Annotated in this window: 17 protein-coding genes; 7 read left to right on the plus strand and 10 right to left on the minus strand. The window is 45.5% G+C overall.

Features of this window, described 5'->3' with window-relative positions:
- The 4 genes from ACWYVB_RS01940 to pspA all read right to left on the minus strand — a co-directional run bounded on the left by ACWYVB_RS01940 (nucleotide 1) and on the right by pspA (nucleotide 2,496).
- Entirely contained in the window at nucleotides 1–1,032 is a 1,032-nt protein-coding gene (locus ACWYVB_RS01940; RefSeq protein ID WP_374092698.1) for an efflux RND transporter periplasmic adaptor subunit, read from the minus strand.
- 162 nt (nucleotides 1,033–1,194) lie between these two features.
- Nucleotides 1,195–1,584 (minus strand): envelope stress response membrane protein PspC, encoded by a 390-nt coding sequence (pspC, locus tag ACWYVB_RS01945; protein WP_012841944.1) that lies wholly within the window; start codon nucleotides 1,582–1,584, stop codon nucleotides 1,195–1,197.
- Nucleotides 1,577–1,810: an envelope stress response membrane protein PspB gene (gene pspB, locus ACWYVB_RS01950; protein WP_054867313.1), complete on the minus strand. Its 234-nt coding sequence runs from the start codon at nucleotides 1,808–1,810 to the stop codon at nucleotides 1,577–1,579. Before pspB ends, pspC begins: the two co-directional genes overlap by 8 nt.
- A gap of 14 nt (nucleotides 1,811–1,824) precedes the next feature.
- The gene (gene pspA, locus ACWYVB_RS01955; RefSeq protein WP_005393294.1) at nucleotides 1,825–2,496 is read right to left on the minus strand and encodes a phage shock protein PspA; all 672 of its coding nucleotides are present in this window, start codon (nucleotides 2,494–2,496) and stop codon (nucleotides 1,825–1,827) included.
- 232 nt (nucleotides 2,497–2,728) lie between these two features.
- Here pspA and pspF point away from each other — a divergent pair, with 232 nt between their 5' ends.
- The 6 genes from pspF (at nucleotide 2,729) to ACWYVB_RS01985 (ending at nucleotide 9,183) form a co-directional block, all read left to right on the plus strand.
- Complete coding sequence (gene pspF, locus ACWYVB_RS01960) at nucleotides 2,729–3,739, plus strand: phage shock protein operon transcriptional activator (protein ID WP_046874789.1); 1,011 nt, start codon at nucleotides 2,729–2,731, stop codon at nucleotides 3,737–3,739.
- Between the two features lie 205 nt (nucleotides 3,740–3,944).
- Nucleotides 3,945–5,564: an ABC transporter substrate-binding protein SapA gene (sapA, locus tag ACWYVB_RS01965; RefSeq protein ID WP_301615133.1), complete on the plus strand. Its 1,620-nt coding sequence runs from the start codon at nucleotides 3,945–3,947 to the stop codon at nucleotides 5,562–5,564.
- Nucleotides 5,564–6,526, plus strand: a complete 963-nt coding sequence (locus tag ACWYVB_RS01970) for an ABC transporter permease (protein ID WP_046874787.1) — start codon at nucleotides 5,564–5,566, stop codon at nucleotides 6,524–6,526. Before sapA ends, ACWYVB_RS01970 begins: the two co-directional genes overlap by 1 nt.
- Complete coding sequence (locus tag ACWYVB_RS01975; protein WP_005378123.1) at nucleotides 6,513–7,400, plus strand: ABC transporter permease subunit; 888 nt, start codon at nucleotides 6,513–6,515, stop codon at nucleotides 7,398–7,400. The genes ACWYVB_RS01970 and ACWYVB_RS01975 overlap by 14 nt, the downstream gene beginning before the upstream one ends.
- A complete protein-coding gene (locus tag ACWYVB_RS01980) occupies nucleotides 7,400–8,395 on the plus strand; it encodes a peptide ABC transporter ATP-binding protein (protein WP_005378126.1) in 996 nt (331 codons plus the stop codon). Before ACWYVB_RS01975 ends, ACWYVB_RS01980 begins: the two co-directional genes overlap by 1 nt.
- Complete coding sequence (locus ACWYVB_RS01985) at nucleotides 8,392–9,183, plus strand: peptide ABC transporter ATP-binding protein (RefSeq protein ID WP_457527756.1); 792 nt, start codon at nucleotides 8,392–8,394, stop codon at nucleotides 9,181–9,183. Before ACWYVB_RS01980 ends, ACWYVB_RS01985 begins: the two co-directional genes overlap by 4 nt.
- Before the next feature lie 82 nt (nucleotides 9,184–9,265).
- Here ACWYVB_RS01985 and ACWYVB_RS01990 read toward each other — a convergent pair whose 3' ends face one another.
- Nucleotides 9,266–9,655 carry a DUF2750 domain-containing protein gene (locus ACWYVB_RS01990; protein ID WP_005378129.1) on the minus strand — a complete coding sequence of 130 codons (390 nt, stop codon included), beginning with the start codon at nucleotides 9,653–9,655 and terminating at the stop codon, nucleotides 9,266–9,268.
- Between the two features lie 68 nt (nucleotides 9,656–9,723).
- Entirely contained in the window at nucleotides 9,724–10,629 is a 906-nt protein-coding gene (locus ACWYVB_RS01995) for a manganese-dependent inorganic pyrophosphatase (protein WP_005393312.1), read from the minus strand.
- A 186-nt stretch (nucleotides 10,630–10,815) separates the two neighbouring features.
- Between ACWYVB_RS01995 and ACWYVB_RS02000 the strand changes: the two genes are divergently transcribed.
- A complete protein-coding gene (locus tag ACWYVB_RS02000; RefSeq protein ID WP_395216899.1) occupies nucleotides 10,816–12,030 on the plus strand; it encodes a putative manganese transporter in 1,215 nt (404 codons plus the stop codon).
- 77 nt (nucleotides 12,031–12,107) lie between these two features.
- Here the strand turns inward: ACWYVB_RS02000 and ACWYVB_RS02005 are convergent, their stop codons facing one another.
- From ACWYVB_RS02005 to torE, 4 genes are all read right to left on the minus strand, one after another.
- Nucleotides 12,108–13,847 (minus strand): glycoside hydrolase family 36 protein, encoded by a 1,740-nt coding sequence (locus tag ACWYVB_RS02005; RefSeq protein WP_457527759.1) that lies wholly within the window; start codon nucleotides 13,845–13,847, stop codon nucleotides 12,108–12,110.
- A gap of 199 nt (nucleotides 13,848–14,046) precedes the next feature.
- A complete protein-coding gene (torA, locus tag ACWYVB_RS02010) occupies nucleotides 14,047–16,509 on the minus strand; it encodes a trimethylamine-N-oxide reductase TorA (RefSeq protein ID WP_041156583.1) in 2,463 nt (820 codons plus the stop codon).
- A 25-nt stretch (nucleotides 16,510–16,534) separates the two neighbouring features.
- On the minus strand, nucleotides 16,535–17,719 hold the full coding sequence (gene torC / locus ACWYVB_RS02015; RefSeq protein WP_031780338.1) for a pentaheme c-type cytochrome TorC: 1,185 nt from the start codon (nucleotides 17,717–17,719) through the stop codon (nucleotides 16,535–16,537).
- Between the two features lie 50 nt (nucleotides 17,720–17,769).
- Nucleotides 17,770–17,949 carry a trimethylamine N-oxide reductase system protein TorE gene (gene torE / locus ACWYVB_RS02020; RefSeq protein WP_005378141.1) on the minus strand — a complete coding sequence of 60 codons (180 nt, stop codon included), beginning with the start codon at nucleotides 17,947–17,949 and terminating at the stop codon, nucleotides 17,770–17,772.
- Nucleotides 17,950–18,001: the final 52 nt, after the last annotated feature.

Genomic DNA, 18,001 nt, shown 5'->3' on the forward strand with positions numbered 1-18,001 from the left:
TTACAACCCTCTTTCCTTAATCCAGGCTCTTACCTTAATTCCGGGTTCAATTACACTAACACCAGAGATAATGATTTGATCGCCATCGTTAAGCCCCGCTAACACTTGGTTTTTGTCATTCATCTCAATAGCGGTTTTGGACACAATACCTTGCTCATCAACACGCCAAACGTATGTTTTGCCGTTCTCTTCTAGCAACGCGGAATTAGGAATTTTTGTTGCACCAGCATTTTTAGATAGGAGGTAAACATTACCAGACATGCCCGGTAAAAGGCCTATTTCTGATGGTCGCTCCATAACCATAGTGACTTTGTAACTACCGGTTTTAGGATCGGCTTCTGTATCGATTTCTTGAAAGGTCAGGTCAAATGACTGCTCGGGGAAAGCGTCAAAGACCATTCTGGCAGAGACATCGCTCCCCTGCGTGTAACGGTTTAGCAGATAGTCAGGGACTTGGAATATCACCTTAAGCAGTTGGTTGGATTGGATATTCATCACGCCTTCTTTTGCGGCAACATACTCATGGTTTTCTGCTGGAATATACGAAATCGTACCATCATATGGCGCGACAAGTTTGGTATACCTTAAATTTGCCTTTGCTTGATTCCACTGAGCTTTGGCTGAATTGTGATTCGCTTTTGCCTCATCAAAATCTTGTTCGGACACCACTTGGTCTTTACGTAACTTTTGGTATCGCTTGTACTGCACGTCTGCGAGCGCGAAATTTGCCCGAGCTTGCTGTTCAAGCAGAGAATATTCATCAGGGTTTAATGAAGCCAATACATCGCCTTTGCTGACGACTTGGCCTTCATTCACCTCAATCGTTTGAAGAAGTCCAGGAACTCGAAACGTCAGTACCGCTTTATCACCAGCTTCCGTCGTGGCAGGAAAGTGTCGTTCAAATTGGGCATTGCCAACAGATACTGTAAATAGCTTCGCGGGGCGGGATTCAGGTTCTGGAACAGGGGGAAGTTCTTTACCACACCCCGACAACACAGCCGAGATGGCGACAGGAATGAGCAATCTTCTCATTACATTCATCCATAAAAAATTAAGGGATTATTTTTAAAGTAGATGAATTCTGGGCGAACTTCCAGAGTTGAAAAGATTAATAGTGCTTTAAAATTAGTAATTTGTGACAAAAAAGCAGGCTTTGCGCCTGCTTCGTTTAAATCTTCTTTGGATGCGGAGTGTTTAGAGCTTGCTGAACTCCCGATTCACCCTATATGTATCAGACGTAACATACGCTTCCATGTTACGGATTTTGCCATCAAGACGGTCAAAATCGCGTTCCAACACACTGAGCAATTGGTCCGGACTTTGTCCTTTCTGCCAAGGCTTACTTTTAAGTGTGTGCTCTTGTTGCGCTCGGATATTTTCAGAATACGTCACTGGTTGCTTTTCTAACATAAACGCCATCGCGACGTATGCTAACAGCACCAAAAACGTACCACCCAACAGCGCTGCAGAAATCACTACAATACGAATCAACCAAACCTCTGCACCAAAGTAGTTGGCAATTCCGGCACAAACACCGGAGATTTTGCCATTTACTGGGTCACGATACAGCTCTCGATTAGTCATACTTGCGTCTCCATGTTGGTGACTCAGCATCCAAGATGCGCTCCAATGTATCAACTCGGGACTGCATCGCTTCCGCTTTTTCAGATAGTACCTGAAGGCGCTCTAAATCTTGGCTCGACAGTGCACTATCTGTTTTGCGTTTGCTGCGATAGTGTAAGAAGAGCCATAGTGGAGCGACAAAGATTAAAAAGACAATCACTGGTCCTGCTATAAAAAATGTCGACATAAATGGCTCCTTTGTTATTTATCTTTCGATGACATCTGTTCTTTCAGTTTTGCCAACTCTTTTTCGATTTCGTCTTGAGCTTGAAGCTCTGCAAACTCTTGCTCTAGCGATTTTGCATTACCAGTTTGTGCGTACAAATCTGCTTCTGCTTCCATTTCATCCACTTTACGCGAGTACTGCTCAAACTTCGCCATCGCTTCATTAGTACGGCTAGTGTGCAGGTGTTTTTGCACATCACGACGGTTAGAGGCTGTTTGGTTACGAATTGCTAGTGCTTGCTGTTTTGCACGCGTTTCTGCAATTTTGCTTTCTAACTTACCGATCTCGCCTGTAAGCTTGTCGATCGTTTCTTCTACTAACGTCTGTTCAGTGTGAAGACCTTTAATCACTTGCTCAAGCTTTTGCTTTTCAATTAACGCTGCACGAGCCAAATCTTCACGCTGTTTTACCAACGCTAGGCTCGCTTTTTGGCTCCATTCGCCAATTTGCTCTTCTAACGTTTCAACTTTACGAGCCAACTCTTTTTTGTCTGCAATCGCTTTAGCCGAGTTAGTACGCACTTCAACAAGTGTGTCTTCCATTTCTTGAATGATAAGACGGATCATTTTTTCAGGATCTTCCGCCTTGTCCAGCAATGCACTGATGTTTGAGTTAACGATATCTGCAAATCGAGAAAAAATACCCATAACGGAACTCCTCTTTTTTCCTATTAAAACTCGACAAGGTAGTGATTGACCTTGTGTCTCCCTGAATACATTACAAGTAGCATGCCAACTTAAAATCACATTTAAAATCAGCAATTTATGCATTTTGTTGTCGTTATGCACTATTATGCTATGATGTTTTTCACCAACTGTTGGTGAAATTCACCAACTCCATATGTAAATCATGGCTCGGCTGTTAAATAAGAAGGACTTTATGAAGCAAAACCTGATTGGTGAATCACCTGCTTTTCTCGCCGTACTAGATAAAGTATCACAACTTGCGCCTATTGAGCGTCCAGTCCTCATTATCGGTGAACGAGGAACGGGTAAAGAACTCATCGCTCAGCGTTTGCATTATTTATCAAGACGTTGGGATAAGCCACTACTATCACTCAACTGTGCGACCTTAAGCGAAGGACTAATAGATTCAGAGCTATTTGGTCATGAATCCGGTTCTTTTACAGGTTCTAAGGGCAAGCATAAAGGACGTTTCGAACGCGCCGAAGGCGGCACTTTGTTTCTTGACGAACTGGCCACCGCACCACTTTTAGTTCAAGAAAAGCTGTTGCGTGTCATCGAATATGGTGAATATGAACGAGTTGGCGGTCATACCGCTCTCAATGCGGATGTTCGACTTGTTTGTGCAACCAATGCGGACTTACCAAAATTGGCGGAACAAGGCGATTTCCGTGCCGACTTACTCGATCGTTTAGCGTTTGACGTCATCATGCTGCCTCCTCTTCGTGAACGAAAAGAAGACATCCTCTCTTTAGCAGAGCACTACGCGATGAAGATGTGCCGTGAACTTCAGCTCGAATATTTTGTCGGTTTTACCTCAAAAGCACAGCATTCGCTTCTTGAATATGAATGGCCAGGTAATGTCCGTGAACTAAAAAACGTGATTGAACGTGCTATTTACCAACATGGTCTCAATGCCGATCCAATTGATGAACTGATTTTCAATCCTTTTGAAACAGTTTGGAATAACACGCTTGGTCATAATGCCGAGCAAGCCGAACAGCAGCAAGAAGAGGAAGCACCAAGCAGCGCAGTTCAATTCCCTCTAGACTATAAACAGTGGCAAGAAGAGCAAGACATCCACTTACTCAATCGCGCATTGGAAGAGGCCAAGTTTAATCAACGACAAGCAGCCGAACTACTTGGTTTGAGCTACCACCAATTACGAGGGATGGTTAGAAAATATGGTTTAGTCGGGCAAAGCTAGCTTGGTCGAAGGTGCTTGATCGGTTAGCGAGCGAGTGACAGCGCTCTAATTTGTATGTCTTTCAAGCATAACACCTTACAGTGTATGGATTTTATGTTTGGAGCGAGTTCACAAAGGTGATAAATTAGCGAGATCATTTTCGCTTGTTAGCTCTGAAAGAGTAAGATCAAATGAAACAAGCAAGATCCAATGAACATTTCATATTATGAATGCTTTTATAAGATTATCGCTGAGCCTTATTGGGATTAGCCTACTGACCGCTTGTGGTGATGAAATTGACCACAATGACATTCGCAAAGCTGGCTTTGTGTTTTGCGGACAAGGTAAGCCAACCACGTTTAACCCTCAGCTTATTGATAGCGGTATTACCGCAGAGGCACTGAGCCCGCAGTTGTACGATACGCTGCTCACGCTCGATCCTAAATCACATCAGCCAGTAGCAAGTATCGCTGAGAGTTGGTCTGTGAATGAGTCAGGAACGGAATACACGTTTAAGCTTAAACGTAATGTTCAATTCCAAACTACGTCCTGGTTCACTCCCACTCGACCATTGAATGCCAAAGATGTGGTATTTAGCTTCAAGCGAATCATTGATGTAGACCACCCTTTTCACCAAGTTGGTGGTGGTTTTTATCCATGGTTTGCAGGGTTAGATTTTCAAAACCTGTTGCAAGACGTGACTGCGATTGACGAGCATACGGTAAGGTTTACCTTATCTCAGCCAAATTTTTCCTTCTTGGCAAATATTGCCACCAGCCATGCTGTCATATTGTCTGCAGAGTACGGACAGCAACTGGCAGCAAAAGATCATAAAGAAGAAATCGACCAACTTCCTATCGGTACCGGCCCATATCAGCTAAAAGAATACCAAGTGAACGACTTGATTCGTTTGGAACGTCACTCTAACTACTGGAAGTCACCCGCGAAAATGGAACAAGTGGTATTCGATATCTCTCATCGAGGCACTGGTACCTTGGCGAAACTTTTAAGAAACGAGTGTGATGTGCTCTCTTCGCCTATTTCAAGCCAAATACCCGTTATTCAAGAAAATGACAATCTTGAGTTAACTGCTACGCCAGCCAACAACGTATCCTTTATTGCGATCAACACTGAAACGACCGCACTTAGTGATGCTCGCGTCCGCCAAGCACTTAACTTAGCGATTAACCGTCAGAACATTTTAGATTCGGTTTACTACGGAACTGGCTCGCAAGCTTATACATTGCTACCGCCTAATTCATGGGCCTATCAAAAGGACAGCGTAAAAATTCGTTATGACCGTAACTACGCATTAGCACTACTCCGTGATGCTGGCTATGAAGATGGTCTAGAGCTGACCATGTGGGTACCACTTGAACCACGCGCCTTTAACCCAAGTCCTCGCAAGACCGCGGAGCTAATCCAAGCGAATTTTGCCGATATTGGGGTTGAGTTAACGTTGCTAACCGATGATAGATTCGAACGTGTGGATTTAGAGAACATCAACGACATCGATTTACTTTTAACTGGTTGGATTGGTGATACCGGGGACCCTGACAACTTTTTTCGCCCGTTATTATCTTGTGAGTCTGATCGCGTTGGCCTCAACGTATCGATGTGGTGTAACGATGATTTCGATTTCTTGCTCGATTTGGCATTGGAAACCCAAGAACCGCGTTACCGTCTGAACTTATATCGCCAAGCGCAGAACATTTTAAATCAAGAATTCCCGGTAATTCCTCTGGCACATGGTGTGCAATTCCGTGTTCACGACAAATCACTGACAGGCTTCAAATCAAGCCCTTTCAATGCCCAACCGTTTGATAGAGTTGAGAGAATTCACTGATGTTTTGGTATACCGTTCGACGCTTTAACCTATTTTTCATCACTTTGATGATCCTCACATTAGTGGGCTTTTCTCTGCTGCGCCTTGACCCTCTCTCGCACTGGGCAAACGTTGATTTTTGGTCTGGTTGGCAAACTTACTTAATCAACCTTTCTCAGCTTGATTTTGGCATAAGTAAAAACGGCAACGCGATTTATGACGAGCTCGCCGTCGTATTCCCTGCCACTTTGGAACTGTGCTTTTTTGCCTTTTTGGTGTCCCTTTTGATCGGCATTCCGCTTGGAACCGTGGCTGGGATGAAGCAAGGTAAATGGCTCGACACCAGCATTTCATTCATGTCGATGTCTGGTTATTCCGCCCCAATTTTTTGGGTGGCTCTGCTACTTATCATGGTTTTTTCATTGGAATACCAACTCTTTCCCGTGGCAGGACGGTATGACCTGCTTTACGAAATTGATCATGTAACCGGATTTGCCATTATCGACGCTTTCATGGCGAAAGGTGAATACCGCGCTCACGCACTGCAAAGCGTCATTGAGCATATGGTGCTGCCATGTTTGGTGCTCGCTTTGGCTCCAACAACGCAGGTTGTCGGACTAATGCGTTCTTCGGTGGCGGAAGTGATGAGCCAAAACTACATTCGTGCAGCGAGAATCAAAGGTCTCTCTAACCGCGAGATCGTAACTCAACATGTCTTGCGTAATGCGATACCGCCTATCATCCCCAAAGTCGGTGTTCAGCTTTCCAGTATGATTACCTTGGCTATCATCACTGAATCTATTTTTAACTGGCCAGGTATTGGTCGTTGGTTGTTAGATGCATTGGCAAACCAAGATTATGCATCAATCCAAGCTGGCGTGATGGTACTTGCGACTTTGGTTCTCACCGCTAATATTCTCTCTGATTTGATTGGCGCGATGATTAACCCTCTAGTTCGAAAGGAATGGTATGCTAACAAATAACGTTTATCAGGAAGAACGCATTCCAACTCAGTTTGAGCGATTTTGGCGAAGTTACCGCGCCAACGGGCTAGCCATGTTTGGCCTATGGTGCTTGGTATTTATCGTCCTAATTACCATTTTTGCGCCACTGCTTGCGCCGTTTGATGCCCAAGCACAGTCAGGCGAATTGCTTGTGCCACCATCATGGGCCCCTGCTGGAACGGTTGATTACTTTTTGGGAACTGATGACTTAGGCCGAGACATTCTGTCACGCTTGATCATGGGCTCTCAACTTACATTTGGTGCAGCCGTTGCCATCACTGCGATTGCCGCGGTCGTAGGTTGTTTGATTGGCGTATTAGCAGGTATGACGAAAGGCTTACTGTCGAGTACCCTCAATCACTTGCTCGATACCGTCATGTCGATCCCGTCGCTCTTATTAGCAATCATTTTTGTGGCATTTCTAGGCTTTGGTGGGTTCAATATTTTACTCGCGATCTGCTTGGCTTTGATTCCGCGTTTTATTCGCTCTGTTTATATCGCAGTCCACACCGAAGTTGAAAAAGACTACATCATGGCAGCACGTCTTGATGGCGCGAACGATTTCTACTTGTTGTGGAGCTCAATTCTTCCCAACATATTGACGGTTATTGCTGCTGAAATCACGCTCGCGCTCTCTGCTGCGATTTTAGATATTACTGCGCTGGGTTTTCTTGGCTTAGGCGCACAAGCACCAAGTACTGAGTGGGGAGCGATATTAGGTGACTCTGTCGAGTTGATTTATATTGCACCTTGGACCGTAACCCTACCCGGCCTAACCATCATGTTTACCGTTATTACCCTAAACTTAGTAGGTGAAGGTGTACGTCAAGCGCTTAATGCGGGGATCGAATAATGCCGTTGTTAGATATTCGACATTTGACTATTGAGATTGAAACCCCTCAAGGGTTGGTCAAAGCCGTGGACCGAATGAGCCTAACTTTGAATGAAGGTGAGATTCGTGGTCTTGTAGGTGAGTCTGGTTCAGGGAAAAGCTTAGTTGCAAAAGCGATTGTCGGGGTAAGTAAAGATAACTGGCGCATTACCGCGGACCGTATGCGCCTTGGCAATATTGACTTGCTTCAGCTTACGCCAAAAGAACGTCGACGTGTCATTGCCCGTGATATTGCGATGATCTTCCAAGAGCCATCAACCTGTCTTGATCCTTCAGAAGAAGTGGGACGTCAGTTGATCGAGTCCATTCCATCTCGTGCGTTTGAAGGGAAATGGTGGGAGCGATTTAAATGGCGTAAAAAACAGGCCATCGCGCTTCTGCATAAAGTAGGCATTAAAGATCACAAGCGTTTAATGGGTAGCTACCCTTATGAACTGACCGATGGTGAGTGTCAAAAAGTCATGATTGCCATGGCGATAGCGACCAAACCAAAGTTGCTGATCGCAGATGAACCAACCAACGACTTAGACCCGATTACCCAATCGCAAATATTGCGTTTATTGAGCCGTATGAACCAGCTCAACAACACGACCATTCTGCTTATCGGTCACGACTTAGCGACCATCACACAATGGGCGGGCCGCATTACGGTAATGTATTGTGGTCAGTCGGTAGAGTCTGCCGATACCAGTAAAATCATTGCAGCACCCAAGCACCCGTATACAGATGCCTTGCTTAAAGCGATGCCAGACTTTAATGATTGGGTACCACACAAGCAAAAACTCCAATCCCTACCGGGTTCGATTCCGCCATTGCAGCATCTGCCCATCGGTTGTCGACTCGGTCCACGTTGCCCGTATGCGCAGAAACAATGTGTTGAAATTCCACACACCAGACGAATTAAGAATCATAAATTTAACTGCCACTTTCCATTGAACACGGAGAAAAAGTCATGAGTGCGTTACTTGAAGTCGATAATTTATCGAAGCAATTTGTTACGCGCTCCCGTCTGTTCAAACGTCAGGTTAATGATGCTGTCAAACCGGTGAGCTTTACGTTGGAGCCGGGGCAAACTATCGGTTTTATTGGCCAAAACGGTTCAGGAAAATCCACTCTTGCCCGTATGCTTGCAGGCGTTGTAGAGCCAAGCTCCGGAGAGATCCGTGTGAATGGTGAACGATTGGAGCACAAAGATTACGCGACACGCTGTAAGCTCATTCGCATGATTTTCCAAGATCCAAACACATCGCTCAACCCGCGTATCCAGATTGGCCGCATTTTGGAAGGCCCATTAAAGCGAAACACCAACATGCCGCCAGATGCACGCATGCAGCGTGTGAAGAACACCCTACTCCGCGTCGGATTGTTGCCTGAACACGCCTATTTTTATCCACAAATGCTAGCGGCAGGTCAAAAACAGCGTGTGTGTTTAGCTCGTGCGCTTATTCTTCAACCTTCCATCATTGTCGCTGACGAGGCGTTAAACGGTTTGGATATGGCAATGCGCTCACAGATCATTAACTTATTCCTCGAGTTACAAGAAGAGATGGGATTGTCATTTGTGTACGTGTCTCAACACATTGGCATTGTTAAGCACATTACTGATAAAGTGATGGTGATGCATGAAGGTGAAGTGGTCGAGTTTGGCGAAACTAACCAGGTACTCACTAGCCCAGAACATCCGATTACTCAACGCCTAGTCGAAAGCCACTTCTATAAGGCGCCAAGCCACCAAACAAAATAGCCTATCAAAGATGTCATCGTTCAAATGTAAAGAAGCCTGCGTTAAAGCAGGCTTCTTTATTAAATGGACACGAATCGAAAAATTAGCGGCGGCTCGCTTGTTTGCGCAGTTCAAAATCAAACTCGTCAGGAAACAAAACCACCCCTTCTTCATTTTGATTTGGGAATACAACAATCGATAGCTCGTCATCCTCTAGACCAGAGGTCCAACGACTGTGCCACTTGTTTAGAGAGATCGCTTCTGGCTCGCAATCTTCCCAATCACCATTCGCCCATTGCAAAGCAAACTCTTCGTTTGGCCACACTGGTACACAATCATCATCTTCTGTATTTAACATGACACAGCCATGTTCATCTTTCAGAATCCAAACTTTACGATTCGCCACAATCTCTTTTACGCAGTACTTTAAACGTTGCTCTTCGTTGTAACGATTGATGGTATCCATCTGCTCTTGGGTCAGTTGCTCAGACATATTCGTCTCCTATTTCCCATAGAAAAATGCCCGCAGCTAGGCGGGCATTTAAAGTATATGCTAGAAAATTAAGCTAGCTCAGTTTGAAGCCAAGGCCAACCTTGCTTCTTACGGCTTAGCGTGTTTTCCATCATTAGCATGCCGTCTTTCTCGTGCTTAACAAGCTTCTCAGCCCACTCACCTTTGTATAGAAGACGAGTTTGAGCAGTCGTGATGTCTGTTAGCATTACAGCAGCAAATGCAAGGTTATCTTTTTCGCAACGCGCTTCTAGATCCGCTTCTAGTGCTTCGATCATACCGTCAACTTGCTCTAGTGTTGCAAGCTCAACCTGACCTACTACTACGTCACGACCGTTGAATGGGTAACCTTTAAGGTCTTTCTCAACAAGCTCAGCAGCAGATAGACCTTCGATGTTTGTCTTAGCAATTAGAAGATCTTTAGTGAATGCGTCAACATCTTGTACGTCTGCGATTACCGCTAGCTCAGCAACGGCATCTTTGTCTTTTTGTGTACAAGTTGGAGAAGCGAAGCCTACTGTGTCAGATAGAATTGCTGACATCATTAGCTTAGCGATTTGTGGAGTAATCGCGTGACCTTCAATCTTGAACATGTTGAATAGAACAGTGTTGGTACAACCAACAGGCCAGATCCATGCTTCCATTGGGTTTACTGTCATCACGTCACCTAGGCGGTGGTGGTCAACAATACCCGCAATTTCAGCTTCTGCGATATCGTCTGGTGCTTGTGCTAGATCTGAGTAATCTACTAGCCAAACGGTCTCACCCGCAACTGATGTACGAAGCTCAGGAACTTCAGCGCCAGCAACTTCTAGGATGTGCTGAGTTTCACGGTTGATTTCGCCTTGGCGAATTGGCATAGCTTCAACGCCACGCGCTTTTAGAAGTTCAGTTGCAACGAGTGCACTACAAATACTGTCACTGTCTGGGTTCTTATGACCTACAACTAGAATCATGTTTCTTCCTATTCAAGTCAATTTTATACGCCGCCTAATACAGTTAATTAGGGCGTGTTTGCTCACAAAGGCCGATACTTTACCTGATTTCAGAGAGTTTGACACGAAGAAAAGTTCACAATGCTATTGCGAATAAATCTCATTTACATATAATGATAATTATTCCTATTTGCATTTGAGTAAACGATGAACGCGACCCAATTTTTACACTCTGCACAACAGTTGTTTCAGCCTACTCAGTTTCGTTTAGCTTATAAGCGATTGCTGATCCCTATCGTCATGCTCATTTTGCTAGGCAATGAAAATACACGTGACGTTGCCGTACAGACGCTATCCGACTCATTCTGGGCGGTGTCATGCTATGTTGCTGCCACATTGGCTATTTATCATTATCTTTCAAACTTTATGTCGAAAACCAATCGAATCACCGAGCTATACCACCGCTCGCGTAATCATCAGGTTTTCTTTGCTTCTTTATTGGGTGCTTTGCCTGGCTGTGGTGGCGCTATTGTTGTGACAACGCAATTTATTAGTGGTCGAGTAGGATTTGGTGCGATTGTCGCAGTACTTACTTCAACAATGGGTGACGCTGCCTTTTTGCTTCTCGCCGCCAAACCTAGTGTTGGATTAGGCGTGGTTGGATTAGGCATAATCGTGGGTACTCTTTCAGGGCTGGTCGTTAATGCTTTTCATGCTGATAACTTTCTGCGCCCAGAGCCAAAAGAAGCACTTCAGACACATGCTTGTTGCCAACACCAGACAGACCGACACACGCCTCTTGAACAACGTGCAATCAATCTACAAGGCGCATTTTGGAAATGGCTTATTGTGCCTGCTAGTGTCGTTGCTGTGTTAATGTCTTTCCAAATCGATATTAATCAGCTGTTGTCTTTGCAGGCCAATACCATTGAATGGCTGGGCTCTATCTTCGCGGTGATCACAATGTCGTTGTGGGCGATGACAAAAGAGCTCGGCGATTATCAGTCAACGGTCTCTGAAGATGAAAAAATCGTGGACTCACACCCGATTCAAAAAGCAGCCCAAGATACGAATTTCGTCAGTGCTTGGGTGATCGTGGCGTTTCTGGCGTTTGAACTGACGACCTATTTTTCTGGAATCGACCTCGTAGAAACCTTTTCTCATTGGGGGATATGGATGCCATTAGCTGGCTTAGCCATTGGTATGCTACCTGGTTGTGGTCCGCAAATTCTAGTCACCAGCCTTTACATCTCTGGTGCAGCGCCACTTTCGGCGCAGTTGGCAAATGCGATTTCCAATGATGGTGACGCCCTATTCCCCGCCATTGCTATGGCACCGAAAGCCGCTTTGGTCGCGACTATTTATTCGTCCATTCCTGCTTTTATTGTTGGATACGGGTATTACTTTTTATTCGAGTTCTAACGCTCAGGACGTCAAAATAAGAAAGGAGCCACAGTAGGCCCCTTTCTTGTTTTTATAATCGAACGATTTGCTGCACGTTATGCCGTGACGATCGCTTTCGCATTTAACCCTTTATCCACGCTCACCATTAATAACTGACAAGGTTCTTGGTTTAGCTTTTCTCCTGTCCAGAAATCATACCAATCCATCGGTTGATCAGACGTCAGCGTAAATTCCATCGCCCCGTAGCAGGCATAGTTAAACAAGCAGTGAAGGTCATTCTTCGTCGTTAGTTTTAAAAACGCATGATTTAAACTCAAAGCCGTGAACTTTGCTGACTCTCGGTTACGTTGTTGACGTAGCATGAGCTTAGCCAATGTCTTCTTTGCAAATGGCGTAATCTCAGGGAGAGGATCGCCAGACAGCAGCAAACCACCACACGCCAATAACACCGTGCGATGAAATTCATACTCTTCTCTGGATGCGGCTTGATTAGCTAATGACGTGAATGTCGCGCAATCCGGATCAATTTGCCACAGTTTTCGATGCTGCCAACTACGATAAAAGGTTTCTTTGGCTATCTGCTCGAAACGACGACTATGGCGTTCTACGTCATCAGAAACACGCATTGCATCCACAAGCCCTAGAGATGGCCACATTGGCGCGTTGCAACCTAAAAGCCACGCATCACCAGCGCCTTTAGCAATCGCTTCCATTCCTAAGCGATACGCCTCAACGCCTGTAATACCAGATTGTTTACGCACACCTTTCAAGGTGCCCCAATAGTTCGCGTCTAGCTTGAACAATTCAACGCCCCACTCTTGTCTCATGACAGAGACCACATTCGTCAGATGGTCTTGCACTTCTGGATTTGAGGTATCGAGTATGTACCAAGGCGTGCAGCGCCAACCACCGTATGTGACATCTTCTGCTTTAAGTAAGCTTCCATCTTTGTGACGAACAAACCACTCTGGGTGTTGTTTGAAGATCTCCGACTCAGGTTGAGCAATAAAGGGGGCCATCCAAATTGCCGGCTTTTTGCCTTTTGCACGGATACTATGAATGAGCTCTTTCACGCCACCAGAAAATTTATCCGATGGGGTTAACCAATCGCCCATAAAGGCTTGATAGCCATCATCCAGAAGTACCCACTCTAGGTCTTCGAGCTTATCTTGCATGCAATCAACGTTCTGCATGATGTTTTGCTCTGTCACGTCTGCGTAGTAGGCATACCACGAACACCAACCGACAGGCGCATCTTGTGTCACACCTTGGCGAACAGGATGATGCTCTGCAATCATCTCGCCATAGATTTGATAAAGCTCAGACAGAGATTGGCCACAGAGTACCGCCACGGACTCAAGTTGATTACTTTCCCAATCCGCCACTTGAGTAAACTCACCATCAATCGCGGCAGATAAAACCCAATGTCCATCACGCAGTACAACATCAAAATAGCCCGCAAAACGGTGACATGAAGTAAAGCCAAACAAGGTATAGCCAGCCGAGCCTTCCACCACTAAATAGTTGTAGTAACGCTTAGGGGCATCTTTGGGATAGATTCGATAAGAAGGGTTGTTGTCTGGACAGCGACCAATATCAACGGGATGGCTAACCGTTCCCGCTGTTTGCGCTAGCATTTGGAAGCCATCGCCAATCACATTGGCCTCGTGCTCGTACAAAAACGGCATCTCGAACAACACTTCACGATCGGTAAACGTTTTATTGTGAAGCCCAGCAAAAGAAAAATGTAATTGATTACCCTCAACTTCAACTTGGAAGTCGTTGTTATTCACAGTGATCTCAATGTGATTTGCCAATTGAATGCTCTGAGCCATAAAGAGTCTACTCACTTAATTATTATTGTTTAGCTTGGTTCATTATCCCCTGCTTGTCCCACCCAATTCGTTATCAACGTCACGAATCCTACTGTCGTTTAGCGTCACAAATTTATTATTGAGATAACGCTCACTGAAATTTTGGTTAAAAAAATACCAGCCCGAAGGCTGGTATTTCGATTGATGTGAATTGCATTAATTAAGCAACTTCGATTGGGCCACCGAATGAAGTCACTGGCGGTACTTTGCCGGTGAACTTCTCGAAGTCTACGATACATGTGTTCGCAGAAGTCGCCTGCGCAAGTTCAGAAGAGCCGATGTCTTGCGTTAGCGTGTTAGGGTCACCGTAAGTACAGATTGCGCCCTCTTTCTCGTTTAGAGGACCGTACCATGCACCTTCTTCGATACGAATAACGCCACGTGGGTAGCTGTCAGTCAAAACAGCACCAGCTAACAGCTGACCACGACCGTTGAATACACGTACCAAATCGCCATCTTTAATACCTTTTGCTTTCGCATCCGCTGGGTTGATGTAAACCGGCTCACGACCTTGTACCGCGTAAGTCGCGCGGAACTCTTCAGATTCACACATCTGAGAGTGCAGACGCTTATCAGGGTGGCAAGACTGCAACCAGAATGGGTATTTATCTGAACCAGGACCACCGTGTGAACGCTCTGATTTTTCGAACCACATTGGGTGCTCTTGACAGTGTTCGTAACCGTAACGGCCGATCTTACGTGATGTAATCTCGATGAAGCCAGACGGCGTACCTAGTGGATTAAGCTCAGGGTCTTTACGGAAGTCCGCATGACGAACCCAAGGTTTACCTTCACCGAAGTCTAGTACGCTCTTCTCCCAGAACTCGTTGAATTCTGGCATTTCAAACTTACCTTCATTCGCTTTTTTACAATCGTTGTAAAGGCTTTCGATCCATTCCATCTCGCTCATACCACGAGTGTATTCTTCGCGGCGACCAAAACGCTGAGTGAGTTCACTCATGATTTGGAAATCAGGCTTAGATTGGAACAATGGATCGACGAGACGATGCATCGCAATCAGACCTTTGTTCGAGTATGAACCGTATACGTCGATGTCGTTACGTTCCCATTGCGTACACGCAGGTAGAACGATATCCGAGAAACGACATGTTGCAGTCCAAGCAAACTCGATCGTTACAACCGTTTGAAGTTTGCGGAACGCTTTCTTCATGCGGTTACGATCTTGATGGTGGTGCCATGGGTTACAACCCGAGATCACCATCATCTTGAAGTCTGGCAGTTTCACTTTACCGCCGTTGTAGTTGATCTCTTTGCCTGGCTCAAGCAGACAGTCGATCCAACGTGCAACTGGGATAGTACGGCTGTAACCGTTAAAGTCGTTGTTGTCCCACTTCGGCTTCATACCTTGGTCAAGGTTGCGAGGGAAACCACCAGGGCCCGCGAAACCAGTTGAAGGTACACCGATACTTGAGTAATGGTGACCGTAAGAGATACCACCGCCAGGTAAACCGATTTGACCAACCATTGCAGCAACCACAGCCGCTGCCCAGTATGGCTGCTCACCGTGCTCTTGACGCTGGATACACCAACCCATCAGGATCTGTGTACGGCCACTTACTAGCATACGCGCGAATTCGCGAATCTTGTCCGCTTTCACGCCACAGATAGCCGCAGCCCACTCTGGTGTTTTCTCTACTTTATCTTTTGTCTTACCTTGAACGTATTGAATAAACTCTTCAAAGCCTAGACAGTAAGTATCAATGAACTTCTTATCGTACAAGTCTTCGTTGTACAGCACGTGCGCCACAGCAAGCATGAACGCTACGTCTGTCAGCGGGTTGATGTACAAGTGATCGTTCTCTAAGTAGCGCTGAGTCTTGTTCTTCACTGGATCTACAGATAGAACGTTGATCTCACCTTTCGCTACTTTTTCTTTTAGTTGTGCTAGGTACTTGAACGACTCATGCGTTTCACAGTTCCAACCTACTTGAAGGTTTTTCACTGGATCGTTAGCCCAAAGAACGATGTTGTCAGAGTTCTCTAGGATTTCAGACCAAGACGTACCTTGTGCGTAAACTTCCGTTGAACCAAGTACGTAAGGCATGATGGTTTGACCTGCACCCGTCGAGTAGTCACCTACTTTCGTGATGAAGTTGCCGTGCATACCTACTGCACGTTGCATGTGCGCGGTACAGTTGTTGAATGAACCTGTTTGGTTCCAACCCGTTTGACCTGCGTGTAGCGCCCATGGACCGTAGTCTTTTTGAATACGTTCTAGTTCGCGGTAGAACAAATCTAGCGCTTCATCCCAAGTCACGCGGATGAAACGGTTGTTACCGCGAGTATCCGCGCTATATTTGTGTTTCTTCAACCAATCTAGACGAACCATTGGGTAACGCACACGTGAAGGGCTGTAAATAATGCCCTTGATGCCGTTTAGCATTTCAGTTGGGTTTTTGTCTAGCTCTAGCGGTTTGATCTCTTGAACTTTACCCGCGTAGATGTGGGCGCGGAACGCGCCCCAGTGAGAACCTGTTACTTTCCAAGTACCTGTCGTCTCAACAGCATTGGCAGAGGCTGACGCCAATAAGCTAGGACCAATAACTGACGCTGCACTTGTGGTTGCTACACCTTTAAGAAAACTTCTTCGTGTAATAGCCATTTAAATTACTCCAATCCGACGCTTATTAGTGGTGACCTTCAGCATAATCTGAAGAGTGTTTCTGTAGATACTTCAAGATCAGGGCTTCACTGTCTGTATCTAGGTTAACGAACGCCAACATACCGTCGAACATACCTGGCCAGGTGTTCGCGTCGAAGTGCGCTTCCGCAGGTTGCGTGTGACATACTGAACAGTTGGTTTTGTACGCTTCACGAGATTTTTCCCAAACAGGATTGATGTCGTTCAGCATAGACTCTTTCTTAAGCCATACTTTCGCTGCCACTTTTTCCCATGGAAGACCCGTTAGCTCATCCACTTTTTTCTCACCAGTCGTCACAATGTTGCTATCTGTCGCTGCTTCTTTCATCAGAGACGCAGTCGCAATGTTCTTACCGAAGTCTTCTTGAATTACGCGACCAAAACCTTTCGCTTTACGCCAGCCATCGATTTCGATTTCAACAAACTCGCCTTTGTCTTCAAGAACTTTAACGGTCGATGCTGGGTTAAGAAGACCGGCTTCTTTAGTGCCTTGTGCATCAAAGTAAATAGGTAGGTGACGAACACTCACTAGTTGCTGACCTACAGAGTAATCTGTATTTGAAGTCATACCTTCTAGGTCACCCACGATACCGCCGATGCTGTCCATACCTGCTGGCAGGTTATGCGCGATACCTTTATGACAGTCAACACAGCTTTGATCTTTCTCTGCTGCTTGCTTCATTTGGATACGAGCGGTTGGAGACATTTGCTCGAAATCCATCGATTCGTAGTTGTGACAGTTCTTACACTCTAAAGATTTGTTTGCCGAGAAACGATCCCATTCGTGTTTCGCAAGTTCGATACGACGCTCTTCGAACACACCAGGTTCATCGTAGTTGCCAAATACCTGTGCAAATACCTCTTTAGATGCCTGCATTTTACGAGCAATTTTGTCTGTCCAGTTATGAGGAACGTGACAGTCAGGGCAAGTAGCACGAACACCTGAATGGTTTTTCCAGTGAACCGTTTCTTGCAGCTCAACGTACACGTTGTCACGCATTGTGTGACAACTAATACAGAATTCTTCTGTGTTGGTTGCTTCTAGAGCGGTGTTAAAGCCACCCCAAAAGATAACACCAGCAATGAAGCCGCCCATAGTCAGCACACCTAGGCTGATATGTACAGCTGGGCGCGTCATGGTACGCCACAGTTTAATGATTAATGATTTCATTATTTGCTCTCTTAAAATCTTTTCAAAAGTGTGGTTATGAGCTCACAGGCTTACATGCCGTGCGCGCCTGGAGGTCCAAAGAAGAACACTTGCAACATCCAAACGATGAACCCGTAACCGCCGACAAAAGCCACACTCAGAATTGGGAAGAGAACAACTGCAATGAAGAGGAACGACTTCCACTCCAGGGAGCGTTTTTCACCACTCTCAATTTTATTAACATCACTCATACATTTGCCTATTTTGTATCTAGTGTTATTGAAAAGCCCGCGTAACCAAGCT

The sequence above is a fragment of the Vibrio sp. JZG10 genome, assembly GCF_054064075.1.